Origin of the sequence: Mesorhizobium sp. M8A.F.Ca.ET.208.01.1.1 (assembly GCF_004791315.1) — a bacterium.
In the GTDB taxonomy this organism is placed as follows: domain Bacteria; phylum Pseudomonadota; class Alphaproteobacteria; order Rhizobiales; family Rhizobiaceae; genus Mesorhizobium.
Window position 1 is genome coordinate 561,778 of the sequence record NZ_SRUT01000003.1, and the last position, 19,134, is coordinate 580,911.

14 protein-coding genes, 1 tRNA gene and 1 pseudogene are annotated in these 19,134 nt (G+C 61.4%); 6 read left to right on the forward strand and 10 right to left on the reverse strand.

Annotation, left to right across the window (positions count from 1 at the left end; all coding sequences use genetic code 11):
• Window positions 1–1,180: pseudogene (locus EN851_RS36375) on the reverse strand (hypothetical protein); the annotation flags it as partial.
• Window positions 1,181–1,503: 323 nt separating this feature from the next.
• On the opposite strand from EN851_RS36375, the gene EN851_RS19405 reads away from it, so the two are divergent.
• Window positions 1,504–2,667, forward strand: a complete 1,164-nt coding sequence (locus EN851_RS19405; RefSeq protein ID WP_245520774.1) for a transglutaminase-like cysteine peptidase — start codon at window positions 1,504–1,506, stop codon at window positions 2,665–2,667.
• Here the strand turns inward: EN851_RS19405 and EN851_RS19410 are convergent.
• The 6 genes from EN851_RS19410 to EN851_RS19435 all read right to left on the reverse strand — a co-directional run bounded on the left by EN851_RS19410 (window position 2,589) and on the right by EN851_RS19435 (window position 9,070).
• Window positions 2,589–3,230, reverse strand: coding sequence for a ribbon-helix-helix domain-containing protein (locus EN851_RS19410; protein ID WP_135929854.1), 642 nt, complete (start codon window positions 3,228–3,230; stop codon window positions 2,589–2,591). The genes EN851_RS19405 and EN851_RS19410 overlap by 79 nt on opposite strands.
• Window positions 3,220–4,509 (reverse strand): HlyD family type I secretion periplasmic adaptor subunit, encoded by a 1,290-nt coding sequence (locus EN851_RS19415; protein WP_127873135.1) that lies wholly within the window; start codon window positions 4,507–4,509, stop codon window positions 3,220–3,222. The genes EN851_RS19410 and EN851_RS19415 overlap by 11 nt, the downstream gene beginning before the upstream one ends.
• A 50-nt stretch (window positions 4,510–4,559) precedes the next feature.
• Window positions 4,560–6,692: a type I secretion system permease/ATPase gene (locus EN851_RS19420; protein WP_135929855.1), complete on the reverse strand. Its 2,133-nt coding sequence runs from the start codon at window positions 6,690–6,692 to the stop codon at window positions 4,560–4,562.
• A 39-nt stretch (window positions 6,693–6,731) separates the two neighbouring features.
• The gene (locus EN851_RS19425; protein WP_127276186.1) at window positions 6,732–8,180 is read right to left on the reverse strand and encodes a TolC family protein; all 1,449 of its coding nucleotides are present in this window, start codon (window positions 8,178–8,180) and stop codon (window positions 6,732–6,734) included.
• Window positions 8,181–8,523: 343 nt separating this feature from the next.
• Window positions 8,524–8,598, reverse strand: a tRNA-Gln gene (locus tag EN851_RS19430).
• A gap of 127 nt (window positions 8,599–8,725) precedes the next feature.
• Window positions 8,726–9,070 carry a VOC family protein gene (locus tag EN851_RS19435; RefSeq protein ID WP_127276184.1) on the reverse strand — a complete coding sequence of 115 codons (345 nt, stop codon included), beginning with the start codon at window positions 9,068–9,070 and terminating at the stop codon, window positions 8,726–8,728.
• Window positions 9,071–9,296: 226 nt separating this feature from the next.
• Here EN851_RS19435 and ppdK point away from each other — a divergent pair, with 226 nt between their 5' ends.
• The 3 genes from ppdK (at window position 9,297) to EN851_RS19450 (ending at window position 14,094) form a co-directional block, all read left to right on the forward strand.
• Window positions 9,297–11,975, forward strand: coding sequence for a pyruvate, phosphate dikinase (gene ppdK, locus EN851_RS19440; RefSeq protein WP_135929856.1), 2,679 nt, complete (start codon window positions 9,297–9,299; stop codon window positions 11,973–11,975).
• 118 nt (window positions 11,976–12,093) lie between these two features.
• Complete coding sequence (locus EN851_RS19445; protein WP_135929857.1) at window positions 12,094–13,197, forward strand: glycosyltransferase family 9 protein; 1,104 nt, start codon at window positions 12,094–12,096, stop codon at window positions 13,195–13,197.
• A gap of 156 nt (window positions 13,198–13,353) precedes the next feature.
• Window positions 13,354–14,094 carry a polysaccharide deacetylase family protein gene (locus EN851_RS19450; RefSeq protein WP_127873138.1) on the forward strand — a complete coding sequence of 247 codons (741 nt, stop codon included), beginning with the start codon at window positions 13,354–13,356 and terminating at the stop codon, window positions 14,092–14,094.
• Window positions 14,095–14,364: 270 nt separating this feature from the next.
• Here the strand turns inward: EN851_RS19450 and EN851_RS19455 are convergent, their stop codons facing one another.
• Both EN851_RS19455 and EN851_RS19460 read right to left on the reverse strand, forming a co-directional pair.
• Window positions 14,365–14,754, reverse strand: a complete 390-nt coding sequence (locus tag EN851_RS19455; RefSeq protein ID WP_135929858.1) for a DUF427 domain-containing protein — start codon at window positions 14,752–14,754, stop codon at window positions 14,365–14,367.
• 127 nt (window positions 14,755–14,881) lie between these two features.
• A complete protein-coding gene (locus EN851_RS19460; protein WP_127276173.1) occupies window positions 14,882–15,235 on the reverse strand; it encodes a hypothetical protein in 354 nt (117 codons plus the stop codon).
• A 335-nt stretch (window positions 15,236–15,570) separates the two neighbouring features.
• Between EN851_RS19460 and EN851_RS19465 the strand changes: the two genes are divergently transcribed.
• Together EN851_RS19465 and EN851_RS19470 are read left to right on the forward strand one after the other, a co-directional pair.
• Window positions 15,571–17,199 carry a fatty-acid--CoA ligase gene (locus tag EN851_RS19465; RefSeq protein WP_135916295.1) on the forward strand — a complete coding sequence of 543 codons (1,629 nt, stop codon included), beginning with the start codon at window positions 15,571–15,573 and terminating at the stop codon, window positions 17,197–17,199.
• 78 nt (window positions 17,200–17,277) lie between these two features.
• Window positions 17,278–18,063, forward strand: coding sequence for a DUF1499 domain-containing protein (locus tag EN851_RS19470; protein WP_135929859.1), 786 nt, complete (start codon window positions 17,278–17,280; stop codon window positions 18,061–18,063).
• Window positions 18,064–18,124: 61 nt separating this feature from the next.
• Here the strand turns inward: EN851_RS19470 and EN851_RS19475 are convergent, their stop codons facing one another.
• Window positions 18,125–19,033, reverse strand: coding sequence for an MBL fold metallo-hydrolase (locus tag EN851_RS19475; RefSeq protein ID WP_135929860.1), 909 nt, complete (start codon window positions 19,031–19,033; stop codon window positions 18,125–18,127).
• Window positions 19,034–19,134: the final 101 nt, after the last annotated feature.

Consider the following 19,134-nt stretch of genomic DNA (forward strand, 5'->3'; position numbering starts at 1 on the left):
CGCCGTCGGCACCCTTGGTGTCGGCGCCGGCCGCATTGCCGTCGCTGCCGACGCCGGTAATCACGTTGCCGCTCGCCGTGCCGCCTTCCGTGACACTGTCCGTGTCGGCAACCGCCGTCGGCACGTCATCGATGATGGCAACGGCAAAGGTCGTGCTCGCGGTGTCGCCGTCGACATCCGTGACGGTGATGCTGAAAGTGTCGGGAACCGTGTCGTTGGCGTCGTATCCGGTCGTGTGAACGGGATGGGTAACCGACTCGGTGACCGTGTAGTCATACTGGATGGCACCTGTGCCAGGATCGAACGACAGGATCGTGATGTAGCCGAACTCGCCCGCGATTTGCTGGTTAACGCCGGTCACGGTGGTGCCGTTGATGACGATCGAGCCGATGCCATCGGGTGCGTCGATGCTGATCGTGCCGACGCCGGAGGTTTCGGAGTTGCTTGGTGCGTCGCTGCCCGGCGATTGTTGCGAGCCGCCATCGAGGCCGGTTTCGCTGGCCGCCTGGCCAGGGTCGGTCAGGGACATGGCCACCACGGAGACGCCCCTGTCGACCAAGGAAGGAAACAGCTCGCGATGATCCAGCTGCCCAAAATGCAGGTCCGTCGGCGGCAGCAATGCCGACAGGCCGAAGCCGTCGCCGATCCCGCCGGCAGGCTGTTCGAAATTGCCGCCGGCGCTCGAGGCCGAACCTCCCGGGCCCGCCGAGATGGAACCATCCGTGCCAAACGCGACATCGACATGGCTCGCTTCCAGCGCGGCGATCAAGGCCACGCGCGGCACTTCGACTTCGCCGATGATGAAGGTCGGCACATTCAGGGCGCCGTCCTTGATGACGATGACCGAGCCGTCCGCCTGCTCGAGCACGAGGTTGTGCCCGTCGACCTTGATGTTGTCGATCGAGACATTGGCGGGAAGTCTGACGACGTTGCTTGCGTCGGCGACGTATTCGTGTGGGGCATTTGCCGCTGGCGGAGCAGCCGCTGACGCACCGCCGCCGACATCGACGGGCACGGGTTCGGCCGAAGCCGGCGCCGTTTGGGCCGGTGCCGCCGCCTGCTCGGCCGGTGCGGCCTGCGCCACCAACTGGATCGGCGCTGTCAGGTCCTGGTGATCGTTGGAGACGGAATGCTCGTCCCACGAGTTCGAAACGTTGTCCAATTCAATACTGGTCGCCATAGCTTAAACCCCTCCGGCATTTCCCGGAAAGAGACAGGTGGCGCCTCGACTTTGCAACGGTCCATCAATCCATTCTATATATTTGGATATGCCTGCGATAACTTTTTTTACGCTTGGTAAACTGTGAACATATAATCAGTTATATGTTGTCTTGGACGCATGGCGCTTCGCCGCGAGCGATGCGAACAATCCGGTAAAAAGAAGTATAAATACGTGTAAAATTTTACTCAAATTAGCAAAACGATTATACAGGAAAGTTATCCACCTTCCTTTCCAGTAATTTGAGACAAGATTGGTAGCGTCCACGGTCAAAGGTGGGCGTCATGAAAAAACAAAAGAATGCTCCGGGGAAGAGCAAGCTCAAGCTGCTTCTGCTGGCAGTGGGGATGGCCGGCTCGGCGCAACCAGCCCTTGCCGGGCCGGTCGTCAGGGATTTCCTGCCCGAAACAGCGCTGCTTGGGACGGTCCAGGCGCCGCATGGTCTCGGCGGTATTTCGCTGCAAAGGTACCAGCCCTGGCAGCCGGCCGCCCCCTACCAGATCAGCCTTGTCCTGAACGGCTACAGTCCCGTTCCAGCGCAAGACGGCTCCAGCGCCTCGACCGCGCAAGAAGGCAGGGGGGTCGACCCGATGCAGACTGCGTCGATTATCCCGGGCGTGTTCGGGTCGGTTGCATTGTCCATGCGCAATTTTCCCGTTTCGGCGCGCTGGGCACCGGTCTACCAGGCCATAACCGGTTGCACCGCGGGCAGTCCCTGTGACCACAAGAGCCCGGCCTTCGCGGCCATGGTCTCGGCCGCCCAAGGCAAGGGCTTTGTCGAAAAACTGTCATTCATCAACAGCGGCATCAACCACCTGATCGCCTACAAGAAGGACAGCGTCGTTTACGGCAAGCTCGACTACTGGGCGAAACCTTCGGAAATCCTCGCCAATCGCGCCGGTGACTGCGAGGACTTCGCCATCCTCAAGATGACGGCGTTGCTAAGGGCCGGCATTCCGGCACGCAGCATGTCGCTCGTCGTTCTCCAGGACCGCAAGCGAGGTTTCTTCCACGCCGTGCTTTCGGTGAGCACTGCAGGCGGCGCTTACATTCTCGACAGTCTCAACAACACGGTGCTCAAGGACAGCGCGCTCCCGGACTATCAGCCACTGTATTCGTTCAGCACCGACCGGGCATGGATCCACGGGTCCAAACCGGGGGCCGCGCAGATGGCCGACGTCAAGGGCGGTTTCGAAACCGTCGCGCCTGGCGAAGGCGCGCTGCTGGAAGTCAAGCAAAGGCAAGGTGGTCGCTTCCTGTCCCGGTTCAATGCCGAGAGCAATTCCGGGAAAAGTGCGCAGCGCTTTGCCATTGGGAATTGCCGTGAAAACAAGGAGATGGAACGGTTTCCGCGAAAGGATGAGCCGCTCTATCCGTTGAAGACAAAAGCCATCAGCAATTCCAGGTCCTGCACCGGCGCGCGCACCACGTTCAGCTGGCCCCGGTAGCGGCGCTCGCCGGCACCGATCACAAATCCGCTCGCAACGGCAACGTCGCCATTGGTGTCAAGGCGCGCGAATATATCCGCCACGTTGAGATCCAGCGCCAGCTTCAGGTCCTGCCGCGTGTCCTGGTCGAATGCTGTCGGCAACTGCCGTTTGACCAGTTGCTGGAACGACGCATTGAACGTCACGATCTTCTTCGTCGATGCCAAGGCGAAAGCCGGCGACGGACAGGCAAGCAGAATGGCGGTTACCGTCCTGATCGACGCAAGCTTGCGCAGGTTCAGGTTCTCGTTCCCCGATTCGCGTATGCAGGCGACCCGAATTGCCGAGGTCAGGTTTCCTTTTTCCGCGTGACTTTCGGCGATCTCGTCGACCAGCATGCCGATCGTGCATTTGCGGCTCTCGGCCATCTGCTTCAGCGAAACCCAGAAAGCCCGCTCAAGACGGATGCCGCGCCTTACGCCGCCGCGCGCCACGACGCGGAACTCGAGCTCGAAATCTTCTGTCGGGAGCGGCAGAAGCAAACGGTCTTTCAAGGTCCGGGGAGAGATGGCGTTATCGCTCACTCATTGCCTCCTGACGTGCCTTGTTGATCGGCTTCAGCAGGTAGCTCAGGATCGTCTTGCGCCCGGTCTTGATATCCACGGAACAGATCATGCCGGGGATGATCGAATATGCCTTTCCGTCTCGCACCAGTGTCGATTTCTCGGTTGCAACACGCACCTGATAATAGGGTTCGCCCGTCTTCTGATCGACCAGGCTGTCCGCGGTAATGTTGGAAACCTTGCCTTCGATGCCGCCAAAGATCGAGAAGTCGTAAGCCGTGACTTTTATCAAGGCATCCTGATCGGGGCGGATAAAGGCGACATCGCGGGGCGAAACACGTGCTTCTACCAGCAATGTCTCGGAAGTAGGCACGATGCCGGCTACGACAGTACCGGGCTGGACGAAGGCGCCGACGGTGTTCAGTTCCATCGTGTTGACGATACCGTCCACCGGCGAGCGGATATCCGTTCGCGCGACCTTGTCGGTCGCGCCGCGAATGGTTTCGTCCACCACCGAAAGATCGGCCAAGGCCTGCGTCAGGTCATCGAGTGCTTCCTGCTTCAGTTGCAGCCCGAGTTCCTCGACCTGGAGCTGCGCCTCGGTGATCGCCGACTTGGCTTTCTTTATCGTCTCGCCGGCCAGGTTCAATTGGCCGTTGAGTTCGGTTTGCTCCTGCTCGACCTTGAGCTGCTCGGTCCTTGCCATCAGACCCTTCTTGACCATCGCCTCGACCAGCGTCGCCTGTTGGTCGCTCACGGCCAGGTTTTTTGTCAATCGGTCGAGATTGGCGTTCGCTTCGTCGAGTTCCTTTTCGCGCTGGTCGAGGCGCGACTTGAGCACCGACAGCTTGTTGTCGAAGTTTTCGCGTCGGGCAACGAGGAGATTTTGCTCGTTGTCGCAGATTTCCGGCGCCACCGCCTGAATGTCCTGCGGACATGGAAACGATCCGCTGATGCTGCCGCTCTGTTCGTATTTGAGCCTGGCGATGCGTGTCTGCAGGGCTCGCGCCTTGGCTTGCTGTTCGCCGAGGCTGGACGTGTTCAAAGTATTGTCGAGACGAATGATAAGGTCGTTCTTCCTGACGACCTGCCCCACCTTCACGGCGATTTCCTGAACGACGCCCGGCTCGCTGGCCTGGATGACCTGGGTCTTGGAGGCCGGTATGACCTTGCCATCGCCACGCGCGATCTCGTCGACCTCGGCGAATGATGACCAAGCGACAAAGGCGACGAAGAGCGCCGCTATGATGAATATGGACGCCGTCGCGAAAAGCGGCGGGCGGTCTTCTCTGGCAAGCATTTCCTACGCCCCGTTATTATATCGGGTTTAGCCCGATATAATTTGTTCATTCAGGAATTGGTTCTCTGCAGCGCCTGAATGACTTGTTCTTTTGGCCCGTCAGCAACGATCTTTCCTTGTTCGACAACAATAAGGCGATCGGCCAGTTCGAGCATGCTGAAGCGATGCGTCGAGACGATCAGCGTCGTGTTGCGGTCAAAAGCTGTCTTCAGTTGCTTGATCAGCTGTCGTTCCGAAGCCAGGTCCATCGAGCCGGACGGTTCATCCAGAAAGACGATCTTCGGCTTGGTCAAAAGCAGCCGGGCAATCGCCACCGTCTGTCTCTGCCCGCCGGAAAGATTGGTGCCTCGCTCGCCGACATTCATGTCGTAGCCGCGTGGATGGCGAGAGACGAACTCGTCGACGCCGGCGGCTTTTGCGGCTTCGATGATCTGCTCGTCGGTCGCCTCCGGAGATGCCATGAGCAGGTTCTCCTTCACGGTGCCCGAAAACAGATCGCCAGCTTGCGCGACGATGCCGACGGCGGCGCGCACCTCCGACGGGTGATACTGGCGGATGTCGATGCCATCCAGCAGCAGCTCGCCCGAGCTCGGCAGGAAAAGCCTGCCGATCAGGCGTCCCATCGTCGTCTTGCCCGACCCGATGCGGCCGATGATGCCGATCCGTTCGCCCGGTTTCACCGAGAAGTTCAGGCCGGACAGAACCTCGTTTTCCGATCCGGGATAGACGAAGCCGACATTCTTGAACGTCATCGCTCCATTGCGGATCGGGCGATTGACAAAGCCCACCGTGTCCGGCCGGTCCTCCGGTTGGGACATGATGGAATTCACCATTCTCAAGGAGAGCATGGCCTGGCGAAATCTCGACAAGGTGATCGCGATCTGGCCGAGCGGAGCCACGGCCCGGCTCGCCAGCATCACCGTTCCGATAATGGCTCCTGTCGATACATGCCCTTCCGAAAAGGCATAGGCTCCGGCCACGACAAGGGCGACCGTCACAAGCTGCTGGATGGCCTGGGTGATGTTGCCGGCCGCGGCCGAGAGCTGCTTGATCTTCTCGGAGGTGTTGGCTGCATTCTTCGAATGCTCGCCCCACTTCCTCAGCAAATAGGCTTCGGCGCGCAGCGACTTGATTGTTTCCAGCGTGGAGATGGACTCGACCAGCAAGGCCTGACGCTGGGATGCTTCGTTCATCGAGGCGGCGACCCGTTTGCCGATGCGATGTTGCGTGACGAGGCCGACGATTACCGACGCCACAAATGCCAGGGCCGGTATGATGACCAACCAATCGCCGATCGCGTAGATGACCAGCAGGAAGATGAAGACAAAGGCCGTGTCGATGAAGACGCTGATGGTGTTGGAGGTGAAAAACTCCCTGACGAACTCATATTGAGTGACACGGTTGGCATATTCGCCGGTCGAACCAGGGCGCGCGGACAAGGATGAATTCAGCACCTTCTCGAACAGCAGATACGATATCCGCAGGTCCGCCTTGCGCCCGGCATAGTCGATCAGCGAGGCCCGGGCCGTCTTCAGAAGCAGGTCGAAGAGAATGACGGCACCGATTCCGATCGCCAGCACCCAGAGCGTCGATATCGCCTTGTTCGGCAATATACGGTCATAGACGTTCATGGTGAAGATCGGCGAGGCGATGGCCAGCAGGTTGATGAAAATCGCCGACAGCACGACCTTCGAATAGGTGCGCCAGAAAGCGCCCATCGTTCCCGTCAGCCAATGGCGCCGTTCGATCTGCTGCGCCGACCCGACCTTCATGCCTTCGGTGGCGTTGGCATAGGTGATCGAGAACGATACGCCGCCACTGATGTAACTTGCGGCCAGCTCGGATTTGCCGATAGTCGTGCGCCCGTCTTCCTGCGGCGCCGTGAGATACCCGTCGCCATCGATTTCGGCCAGCAGGGCGATCGGCAACTGGCTGACACGGAAGATAATTGCCGGAAGATCGACGCGACCGCGCAGGAAGTCGCGATGATTGAATTCGTGGGTCTCGAGACCGATGCGTTCGGCAAGATGCCGGATCTCGGTGACCTCGATGCGCGTGTCCGAAATCGGCACCCCGGCAAACAGCACGGTCTCCGCACTCGGCCTGCCGAGATAGGCCGCAATCGCCGAAAAGCAGGCCTTGAACGCCTCCTTGGGCGACAGAATATGTGGCTGCTGATTCACGATCCGCCCGCCAGGACCCTCAACCTCCCTTACACCGGCTCACTTCTTCCTGACCGGGGCAAGGATGTCGAAGGGTATATCGTTCGTCTGTTCCGACGGGGTCCGTGCATAGGTTTCGGTGTCCGCGGTCTCCGGAACCGCAAATTCATCTTTGGCGTAGGCCGTGGCCTGCTTCGGCGGATGGATGTCCATCGTTTTCAGCAACTGCCCGGTCGCTGCCAGAAGCCGATATTGCGCAAAGAGCGATGCGTAGGACGCGGTGTCCGCCAGCGTCGCTGTGTTGAACCGCGTATTCTGCGCATCCAGCACATCGAGCAGCGAGCGCTGTCCGACCTTGAACTGCTCGCGATAAGAAGCAACCAGCTTCTCGTTGGTAGCGGCTTGCAGCTTCAGGGTCTTTGCCAGATCGGCTTGCCGGAAGCGGCGATCCCACGACGTGCGAACGGCTTCTTCGATCTCCCGCAGAACCTGATGCAGCCCAAGCCGCTGCTCGCTGGCGCGGCGGATCTGCTCCTGCTCATTGGCTTTGTCGATGCCGCCCCGGTACAGATTCCACCGCAGCACCACCCGTGCTTGCAGATCGGACGTGTCTCCATTGTCGCCGTCAATGTCGTATCCGGCCCGGGCAACGCCTTCGGCGACGACCGAAGGGCCGTATTTCGCCCGCGCGGCGTCAACCTGCGAGGCGGCGGCGGAAATATCGCTATTGGCCATGTGGACGCGCGGATTGTTCTCCCGCGCAATGCCCAGTGCGTCGTCCAGCGACCTTGGCAGCGCAGAGGAAACATCGCCAGGCCGCGATGCATTGGTCAGCGGTTTCCCAACGGTCTTGAAGAAGCGGATCCTCGAGGCCTCGAGTTCCTCGGCGGCTTCCTGCATGCGGGCCTTGGCCGCGAACAAGCGCTCCTCCGCCTGTTGCCGGTCGGCTTCGTTCAACCCGCCGCCTGCTATGCCTTCCCTGATGTCGTGGAGAATCGCTTGGTGAAAGCCCAGATTCTTCTTTGCCTCTGCCACGATCGAGGCCTGAAGCATGTATTCCAGGTAATCCTGGACAACCGACAGCCCGATGAACTCGGATCGCTCCAGCACGCGGAACGAGGCGCCATCGACCCGCGAGGCCTGACGGTTGAGTTCGGCTCGCCTTGCGCCACTATCATAAAGCGTTTGCGAAACTGTCAGGTCGGTCTCCGCGGGATAAAGCGCGTCGTGCTCGATGGAGAGCGCGCGGCGGGAGGAGTTGTCCAGACGGCGAGCACCAGCGGATGCCTCGACATCGACGCTTGGGAGATAAAGCCCTTTTGCCTGTCTCAGTTCGAACTCGATCGCCTCACGGTTTTCGATGGCCTGGCCGATTTCCGGATTGGATTCCACCGCAACCGCCATGGCCTCCTTGAGTGTCAGTGCATGCGCGCTCCAGCAACTCAGCATGGTAGCCGTCATCAAGAGACCAACGCTCATGACCTTGGTCGACAGACCTGTCGTCTTCATTTTCCCACCCACGTTTCCCCGCGCTTTGTTAAGAGCGCCCCAGCCGGGCTTGGCGCCTGGCCTTGTTGACTATCTTGCAAATTACCGTGAGCGTTTCATTATTAAGCTGTGACTAAATCACAGAATCCAGACAGACGGCCAAAGAATGTAGCAAAAATGGCACACATTTGAGACGCTGGTGGGGACCAAGTGCCGGTATTGAAACTTGAAACACCGAGACAGGATACGGAGATGGCCAACAGGACGCTTGTTCTGACAATATCCTGATGAGTACGCATGCCCGCAAATAAAGTGCGCTTGGCGCGGCGTTTTTGAGCAGGGCCGATTCGGTGCGTGCTGCGCTTGGCTGGGGCGCCAGGATTCGAACCTGGGAATGTCGGTACCAAAAACCGATGCCTTACCACTTGGCGACGCCCCAATAGCCGTCAGAGTCGCTGTGCGGCGCGTTATTAGCAGAGCAGCCGAAAAGCACAATGCTTATGAGCAGCCGCGAAGGCACTCGCCTGACCAGCAGTGCGATTGCCTCCAGATGATCCACAAACGGACTATACGGACCACACGGCCAACTCGTTGCCGGCTGGGTCGACGAAGTGGAAGCGTCGGCCGCCGGGGAATGGGAATATCGGCTTGACGATCGTTCCGCCGGCGCTTTCGACCGCGCGAAGGGTTTCTTCCAGATTCTCACTGTAAAGCACAGGCAGCGGCTTGGCCGGCGCTTCCCCTGCATCAGCCTGAAAACCTCCTTCCAGCCCCTCGGCAAAGGCCGAATAGGTTGGTCCATAGTCGGTGAACGACCATCCAAAGGCAGCGCTGTAGAAGCCCTTCAGCCGGTCCAGCGTGCCGCCGGTCGCCGGCATTTCCAGATAGTCCAGTTTTCCAGGCCGTTTCATGGGACATCTCTTTGTTCCCTTTATGTTCTAGACATCGAACATTGAGGTGGCAAGTCTTTTTGACGCATCCGGGGGCATGGCTTTTTCTTAATCGATTGTAGCGACCCGACGGCTTTGGCCGGCGCTTGCCTTTCGCACTGCAGCATCATATCGCTCCAAAGTCGGACACGGGCGGAGCTTTCCGTTTCGCCAATCTTTCCAATCTCCTGCAACCGGAGAGCAAAGCATGACCAAATGGGTTTTCACCTTTGGCGATGGTGCGGCGGAAGGCCGTGCCGGCGACAAGAATCTGCTGGGCGGCAAGGGCGCCAATCTGGCCGAGATGTGCAGCCTGGGCCTGCCGGTGCCGCCGGGCTTTACCATCACCACCGAGGTCTGCAATGCCTACTATGCCAATGGCCGTACCTACCCGGCGGGATTGGAAGCCGACGTCGCTGTCGCGCTCGACCATATCGGCCGGCTGACCGGCCGCCGGTTCGGCGACCCTTCGAAGCTGCTCCTGGTTTCGGTGCGTTCCGGCGCCCGGGCGTCGATGCCCGGCATGATGGACACGGTGCTCAATCTCGGATTGAACGACGAGACGGTCGAGGCCCTGGCCTCCGATTCCGGCGATGCGCGCTTTGCCTATGACAGCTACCGCCGTTTCATCCAGATGTATTCCGATGTCGTCATGGGCCTCGATCACGAGGTGTTCGAGGAAATCCTGGAAGACCAGAAAGCCAGCCTCGGCCATGAACTCGACACCGAGCTGACGGCCATCGAATGGCAAGGCGTCATCGCGCTCTACAAAGCCAAGGTCGAGGAAGAGCTCGGCCGGCCGTTCCCGCAGGATCCGCACGAGCAGCTCTGGGGCGCGATCGGCGCGGTGTTTTCGAGCTGGATGAACAACCGCGCCATCACCTACCGGCGCCTGCACGATATTCCCGAAAGCTGGGGCACGGCGGTCAATGTTCAGGCCATGGTGTTCGGCAATATGGGCGAGACCTCGGCCACCGGCGTTGCCTTCACCCGCAACCCGTCGACCGGCGAAAAGCAGCTCTATGGCGAGTTCCTGGTCAACGCGCAGGGCGAGGATGTCGTTGCCGGCATCCGCACGCCGCAGAACATCACCGAGGCGGCGCGCATCGCGGCGGGTTCCGACAAGCCGTCACTGCAGAAGCTGATGCCGGACGCCTTCCAGTCGTTCGTCACCATTTCCGACAGCCTGGAAAAGCACTATCGCGACATGCAGGATCTCGAATTCACCATCGAGCGCGGCAAGTTGTGGATGCTGCAGACCCGTTCCGGCAAGCGTACCGCCAAGGCGGCGCTCAGGATTGCCGTCGAAATGGCCAGGGACGGACTGATCACCAAGGAGGAAGCGGTCGCGCGCATTGATCCGGCTTCGCTTGACCAGTTGCTGCACCCGACCATCGACCCGAAAGCCGCGCGCGACGTCATTGGCGTCGGCCTGCCGGCGTCCCCCGGGGCCGCCACCGGTGAGATCGTCTTTTCCTCCGGCGATGCCGAGGACCTGAAGACGCAAGGGCGCAAGGCGATCCTGGTGCGCATAGAGACCAGTCCGGAAGATATCCACGGCATGCACGCGGCCGAAGGTATCCTGACCACGCGCGGCGGCATGACCAGCCACGCGGCGGTTGTCGCGCGCGGCATGGGCAAGCCTTGTGTGTCCGGCGCCGGCTCGCTGCGCGTCGACTACAGGGCCGGCACGCTGCTCTCGATGGGCCAGACCTTCCGCAAGGGCGACATCATCACCATCGACGGCGGTAACGGCCAGGTGCTCAAGGGCTCCGTGGCGATGCTGCAGCCGGAATTGTCAGGCGATTTCGCGGCCATCATGGAGTGGGCGGACGCGGTTCGCCGCATGAAGGTGCGCACCAACGCCGAAACGCCTCTCGATGCCCGCATGGCGCGCTCCTTCGGCGCCGAAGGCATCGGGCTTTGCCGGACCGAACACATGTTCTTCGACGGCGCGCGCATCGTCGCCATGCGCGAGATGATCCTGGCCGACACCGAGAAGGACAGGCGCGCCGCGCTGGCCAAGCTTCTGCCCATGCAGCGCTCGGATTTTCTGGAACTGTTCGAAATCATGGCCGGCCTGCCGGTGACGATCCGCCTGCTCGATCCGCCGCTGCACGAATTCCTGCCCAAGACCGAAGCCGAACTCGCCGAGGTCGCGGTCGCCATGAACGTGTCGCCCGACAAGCTCCGGCAGCGCACCGAGGCGCTGCACGAATTCAATCCGATGCTCGGCCATCGCGGCTGTCGGCTCGCCGTCTCTTACCCGGAGATCGCCGAGATGCAGGCGCGCGCCATTTTCGAGGCCGCTGTCGAGGCCGGCAAGAAAGCCGGCGCGCTGGTGGTGCCCGAGATCATGGTGCCGCTGGTCGGCCTGGTGAAGGAACTCGATTATGTGAAGGCGCGCATCGATGCGGTCGCCAAGAGCGTCATGGATGAGAGCGGCGTCAAGATCGACTACCTCACTGGAACCATGATTGAGCTCCCCCGCGCGGCGATCCGCGCCCATGTCATCGCCGAGTCGGCCGAGTTCTTCTCCTTCGGCACCAACGACCTCACCCAGACCACCTTCGGCATCTCGCGCGACGATGCGGCGTCCTTCCTGGAAACCTACCGCCAGAAGGGCATCATCGAGCAGGATCCGTTCGTCTCGCTCGACATTGACGGTGTCGGTGAACTGGTACGCATGGCGGCGCAAAAGGGCAGGGCGACGCGGCCCGGCATCAAGCTTGGCATTTGCGGCGAGCATGGCGGTGATCCCTCGTCGATCCGCTTCTGCGAGGAGGTCGGGCTCGACTACGTCTCCTGCTCGCCCTACCGCGTGCCGATCGCCAGGCTGGCGGCCGCGCAGGCCGCGGTGCATGCGGCGAAGACGGGGCGTGGATAGACTGGTACGGAGCTTAAGGTTTGTAGGAAAATTCACGTGAACGTGCTGGCGACATAGCGTAATCTCGACACTGTTCTCGACCAATTTACGGATGACCGCCAATTGCTTCCGGAAACAGATGTTGCAGATATCACCCGCTCCGATCCGCTCGATCCTGATCATTCAAACGAAGTTCGTAGGCGATATCGTCCTCGCCTCGACACTCGCCAGGAACCTGCGGCTCGAATTCCCCGGCGCCAGGATCGTGTTCCTCTGCGAAGCACATTTCGAGAGCTTCGTGGTTGCGCATGGCATCGCTTCCGAGGTGGTTGCGTTCAGGCGGGCCAGCATGCGGGGTACCCTACTGCAACGCGCAAAAGAGCTCTATGCCGTGGTGCGGGCGCTGCGTGGCTTTCGCTTCGACCTGACGATCGACCTGACCGATTCCAAGACCTCTCGGCTTGTCAGCGGGTTCGTCAACGCCAGGACACGCGTCGGCTACAATCCTTCCGAGAGGCCGCTGAAGCTGTTGGAGCGGCAGCCCGCCAATGTGTTTGCCAAGCCATTCGGGTTTGGCGGCCAGCATTTTGTCTATCGCTATCTCTCCCCTCTTGAAGCACTCGGCATCGATCTGCACGCCACGGTACCGAGCATCAAGCCGCTGCCATTCGAGGCCGAGAAAGCCCTGGCGCTCCTGGGCAGGCACCATATCCACCCGAACGCCTTCATCGCCGTGCATGCGGGCGCCAGTTTCAAGGGCCGGCAATGGCAGCCCGAACGGTTCGCGGAGGCGATTGACGAGATCGCGGCCGAAACCGGACTGGGTGTCGTCCTGGTCGGGGGGCCAGACGAACGTGAAACCGCCGCGCGGATCGTCGCCGGGACGGCGACGCAGGTGGTCGACCTGGTTGGAGAGCTGTCGCTCGAGAGCCTGCTGGCGGTCCTGGAACAGGCCCGGATGTTTCTTGGCAACGAAAGCGGCCCGATGCACATGGCCGCTGCCGCGGGTACCCCGGTTGTCGGCCTTTTCGGCCTGACCAATCCGTCGCGCTGGGGACCTGTCGGCGTGCCCAGCATCGCGCTTCGGCCGTCAATGCCATGTGATTGCGTGGCCAAGGATCTGTGCCGCCGGACCGACCCCAGCAAGGCGTGCTGCGTTTGGCGCCTGGAGGTGAAGCCGGTCGTCGAAGCGGCGCGCGAGGTTCTGGCGCGCACCGAGATGAAACAGGAACGCGCTGTCTGAGCGGTGATCGATCGGCAAGGCTGTCGTCCAACAGCTCGTTCTCAGTCGGTCAAATTGCCGCGCCAGGCGTTTTTCTGCTATCCATCGTCCCGATTTCCGCCTTCATGCGGGTTTTGGGTTACCGGCTTGAAATCGCCGGTCAGGAATTCGGGTTCGATGCGTCTGCTGCAAAAAAATCTCTGCATGATCGCCATGTCGATAGCGCTGCTATCCAGCGCCCATGCCGCGCCGCTGGTCGAACCCACGCTGCACATCAAGCCGGCTGCAAGCGGAACCGGTCGCGTCGCGCTCACGCTCGATGCCTGCGGCGGCAAGACCGACACGCGCATTCTCTCGGCGCTGGTGGACAACAGGATACCGGCCACCATTTTCGTCACCGGCATCTGGCTGAAGCGCAACGCCGAGGCCGTCGCGATCATGCGGGCACATCCCGACCTGTTCGAACTGGAAAATCACGGCGGCCGCCATGTTCCGGCGGTCGACACGCCACAGAAAATCTATGGCATACGCAGCGCCGGCAGTCCCGAAGCGGTAGCGGCCGAGGTCGAGTCGGGCGCCGCCGCACTTGCCGGGACCGGCGAGCCGGCGCCGAAATGGTTCCGCGGCGCAACCGCCGAATATAGCCCCTCGGCCATTGCAATGATCCGCAAGCTCGGCTTCAAGATTGCCGGCTTCTCGATCAATGGCGATGGCGGCTCGCTGCTCGGCGCCAAGGAGACGGCCAAGCGTATCGCCGCGGCCAAGGATGGCGACGTCATCATCGCTCATATCAACCAGCCGACCCATGCCGCAGGCGAGGGCGTTGTCCAGGGCCTGCTGGCGCTCAAGGACAAGGGCATGACCTTCGTGCGGCTCGACGACGCCGATGGGACGGGCAATCACGGCACCACCGAGTAGAACGGTTCAAAACCGATCGAGAGCGGTTCAGTGTTCGATAGAATGTCTGACCCGCTCTAACTTCTTGTTTTTACGCAATTCCCGAGGGGAAGCGCTACGCGCTTCTCCCGGGAAAACCGCTGCGCACTTTTCCTGGAATTGCTTGTCTTATGACTTTCGTTGCCGAAGGGTCGAGAACGGACCGCCGGGAGAGGGTGCCAGCCCTCTCGTCGGCGGCGAGGGTCGGATCTGAACCTCAATGCACTCTCAAGTGCCTTCGGGCTGAAGCGTTCAGTCCGGCTTGGCTTCGATGGTGACCTTGCTGGCGTAGAACGCGCCGTGGTCGCGGATGTCGGTCATCTCGTCGAACGGTTGGCGGTAGGCCCACATCGCATCCTTGCCCGCTTCGCCCGCCGGCAGCACGCTCCAATAGCTGGCGTCACCCTTGTAGGGGCAGTGGGTCGAGTGGTCCGTTCGGCTGAGCTTGTCGAAATCGATGTCGGCGAACGGAATGTAGAAGGCGGCGGGGTAAGGGGCCTCCGTCAGCACCTTCGCCTTCGCGGACGAAGCGATGACCGTATCGCCGGCGCGGACCGTGACGGTGCTGGAATAGGGCTCTATCGTGATGATCTTGTCGGGATTGCGCTGAAAGCCGGGTGCCGGGTTGGCGATCTTGTCCATGCTGGTTCCTCTTGCCCCGACCTTAAGTGTGGTGGACGGCCGGATTGCGCAAGCCCGTAGTCGCAAACAAAACAGACGCCATGCGCTCGTGCGTGGCGCAAGATAGCCTTCGGGTTGCCGCGGAAATTCAGGCGGCGGTTTTGAAGGCGTCCATCAGCCCGGCATAGGCGGCCGCGATGCCCGCCACCGGGTTGCTGCTTCTCGAAATGGTCTCGACTTTCAGCGCCCCGCCGCCGGTTGGCAAGGTGAGCAGGAGGAACTGGCGATTGCCGCCATCGCCGACGGATGCCGCCGCGACGTGCTGGCCTTCCCCTTCGTTCTGGACGCACATCTTGAACAGCAGCGTGCCGCCGACCGCTTCGAGCGCGCCGCCGACAACTTCGACGAACTCGTCTTCGGAAACAGTCTTTTCGTCCGGCACCAGATCGGCCAGGCTTTCGGCAAGTGTACTCTCGAGAACCTTATCGTCGAGCGTGTCCATGCGAACCTCTTTCAGTCGCCAATCGCACCCCTTTGCCCGTTAACGAAACTTAACACCGACGATGGCCGGATTGTGGCGCTTTTTGCTGTCGGTCCGATCACCGGAGTTTACCTCGATGCAAACGTATTTGAAGCCCCTGACATTCGACTGGCGGCAGGACCAGCCAAATGGACTCAAAAAGCGTCCGGATTCAATCGTTTGCCAATACGGGTCGAACTCCGAATTTCGTCCGCTGCGCTCCTGGATGGCTGGACAATTCCCGGGTTCGCTTCACAATGCGATCAAAAGGGTGAAGCGAAAAGCTCGGGGGCGAAAAGCGTGAGGGAGGGAACGGCATGCTGGGATTGATGCAGGAATGGCCGCTGCTGTGCCACAAGCTGATCGACAACGCTGAAAGGCAGCATGGTGTGCGCGAGATCGTGTCGCGTTCGATCGAGGGGCCGATCGTGCGCACCACCTACGCCGACATCCATCGTCGTTCCCTCAAGGTCGCCCAGCGCTTGGAGCGCGACGGTTTTGCCTTGGGCGACCGCATCGCGACGCTGGCCTGGAACACCGCCCGCCACATCGAGGCCTGGTATGGCACCATGGGCATCGGCGCTATCTACCACACCCTCAATCCGCGCCTGTTTCCAGAACAGATCGTCTGGATCATGAACCACGCCGAGGACAAGGCCGTTTTCGTCGACATCACCTTCATCCCGTTGCTCGAGAAGATCGCTGGTGCCGTCAAATCGCTGAAGAAGGTGATCGTGCTCACCGACAAGGCGCACATGCCGCAAACGACCTTGCCCGGTGTCGTAGCCTACGAGGACTGGCTCGATGAGGTCGATGGCGACTTCACCTGGAAGACCTTCGACGAAGGCACCGCCGCCGGCATGTGCTATACGTCCGGCACGACGGGTGACCCCAAGGGCGTCGTCTACAGCCATCGCTCGAACGTGCTTCATGCCATGATCGCGGCCATGCCCGACGCCATGGGCCTGTCGGCGCGCGACACGATCCTGCCGGTGGTGCCGATGTTCCACGCCAATGCCTGGGGCCTTGGCCAGAGCGGCCCGATGATGGGCTCCAAGCTGGTCATGCCTGGCTGCAAGATGGACGGTGCCTCGATCTATGAGTTGCTCGACCAGGAGAAGGTCACATTCAGCGCCGCCGTGCCGACCGTGTGGATGATGTTGCTCCAATATCTGGAGGAGACCGGCAAGACACTTCCCCATCTCAACAAGGTCGTGATCGGCGGCTCGTCGTGCCCGCGCGCGATCATGACGAAGTTCCAGAACAATTACGGTGTCCAGGTCATCCACGCCTGGGGCATGACCGAAATGTCGCCGCTCGGCACGCTGTGCACCTTGAAGCCGGACTATGCAGACCTTGACGGCGAGGCTCGGCTCGACGTCCAGAGCAAGCAGGGTTACCCGCCCTTCGGCGTCGAAATGAAGGTGACCGACGACGACGACAACGCGCAGCCCTGGGACGGCAAGACGTTTGGCCGGCTCAAGGTACGCGGTCCGGCAGTCGCTCGCGCCTATTATGGCGGTGTGGGCGCGGAGCAGTTCGATGAGGATGGCTGGTTCGATACCGGAGACGTCGCTCATATCGATGCCGGGGGCTACATGCAGATCACCGACCGCGCCAAGGACGTCATCAAGTCCGGCGGCGAATGGATTTCGACCATCGACCTGGAGAATCTGGCCGTCGGCCACCCCGATGTAGCGGAAGCGGCGGCCATCGGCGTCCAGCATTCGAAATGGGGCGAGCGGCCCTTGCTGGTCGTAGTCGCCAAGCCGGGCAAGGAACCGACCAAGGCCGAGATTCTCGATTTCATGGATGGCAAGGTGGCCAAATGGTGGATGCCGGACGACGTCGCTTTCGTCGGTGAGATACCGCACACCGCCACCGGCAAGATCCAGAAGATCACCTTGCGTCAGCAGTTCAGGGACTATCGCTTGCCGACGGATTGAGGGGATGTTGCGTGTTTCGGCTTCAAGCCGCCGCAAAAAGGCACTAAACCTCCGTCCGGGTTGGGGCAGCAGAGAATAATGGTTAGCATTCCCGAACGGCAAACGTCGAAGGCTGCCAGCTGGTCGCGGCGCACGGCCGCCTTTTCGGCGGTGCTTTTGCTGACGAACTTTGTCGGCCATCGCTTCGGCCTCGTTCAAACGCCGGTGTTCCTGTGGGTGTTGGGCATTGTCGCCCTGCTGGCGGCGCTGGCGCTGTTGCTTGCCGGCCTGGCCTTTGCGAGGCTGTGGAATTTTGGTGACCGTGGTGGCCGCGATCTCACCGTCGGCGCCGTGCTGGCGCTGCTGGTGCTTACCCCCTATGGCGTTGCCGCCTACTGGGCGACGATCTATCCGCCGCTGCGGGACATCTCGACCGATTTCGATGAACCGCCCGCGCTCGATGTCGGTGACCGGACCAAGGAAATGAACGTGCTGTCCCCGCCGACGCCGGGTGAGCAGAGTTTGCAGACCGACAGCTATCCATTGGTCACCGCACGCAGCTACGACCTGCCATTTGAGACCATCGTCAACGCCGTTGAAACCGTGCTCGACCGGCGCGGCTGGGACCTTTCGGAGCCTTATCCCGAACTCGCCGGACAGACAGAGGTGACCATCACCGCCATTGCCTCGAGCTTCGTTCTCGGCCTTCCCGCCGACGTCGCCATTCGCGTCATGGATGACGGCGACACGGTCATCGTCGACATGCGCTCGGCCTCGCGTTACGGCCGCCATGACCTTGGCGACAATGCCGCGCGCATCACCGATTTCCTGGCGGAACTGGATCAGGAAGTCGCCGGCCAGGTCGGCGCGGCGCCGGCCGAGTAGCCATTTCCGCGCGAATTCGCGCCTGCGACGACGGTAGGGTGAACGCTTGGGTGGGGCAGACCTATCGGCCCGGCGTGAAAATGCCATCTATGGCTGGGGCGGCGTTTGTCGCCACGACGCCGCGCGCCACCAAATCCTCCAGATGGGCAAGCACCGACAGGCCGGCGGCGCCGTGCAGCCGTGGATCGATATCCCTGTAGATCGCCCTGACTATGTCTGGAATTGTCCTGTCGCCGGCTCTCATCCGCTCCAGTATGGCCCGTTCGCGCATCTTGCGATGCGTCTTCAGTCCGCGCATGTAAGCGCGCGGCGCAGTCACTGGTCCGCCATGGCCAGGCAGCAGCAGGCGATCGCCGCGCTCGATCAGCCGGTCGAGCGATGCCATGTAATCGGCCATTGCCCCGTCCGGCGGCGCGACGATGGAGGTTGCCCAGCTCATGACATGATCGGCTGAAAACAGGATTCCGGTGCCTTCCAGCGCGAATGCCGCGTGATTGGCGGTGTGGCCGGGCGTCAGCACCGTTCGGATCGTCCAGCCGTCGCCGCTGACCAGTTCGCCGTCCGGCAACGCGATGTCGGGGATGAAAGCGGTGTCGGCGCTGGCGTCGAGCGCATTGGTTTCGCCGATATGCAAGGGTCTCGCCGGCCGGTGCGGTCCCTCCGCCAGCACCTGGGCGCCGGTGCGCTCCTTCAACCGGGCGGCCAGCGGGGAATGGTCGCGATGCGTGTGGCTGACGAAGATGTGGCTGACCGGCCGTCCGGCGATCACGTCGAGCAAGGTCCGCAGATGCCCCTCGTCATCCGGCCCGGGATCGATCACCGCCAGCGTGTCACGTCCCACCACATAGCTGTTGGTGCCATGAAAGGTGAAGGGACTGGGATTGCGGGCGGTGACACGTTGCACGTCGGGGGCCACGCTTACGCCTTGGCCATAAGCGGGGTCGAAGCTGGTATCGAATTTGAGAGCCATGTCGGCACATTGTTCCCGGAACGGCAAAACCGATTGCCGCATAGCACGCAAGCCAATATAGGAAAACGCAAGACCGCGATTTCTGGTTCGCGCCAAGATTG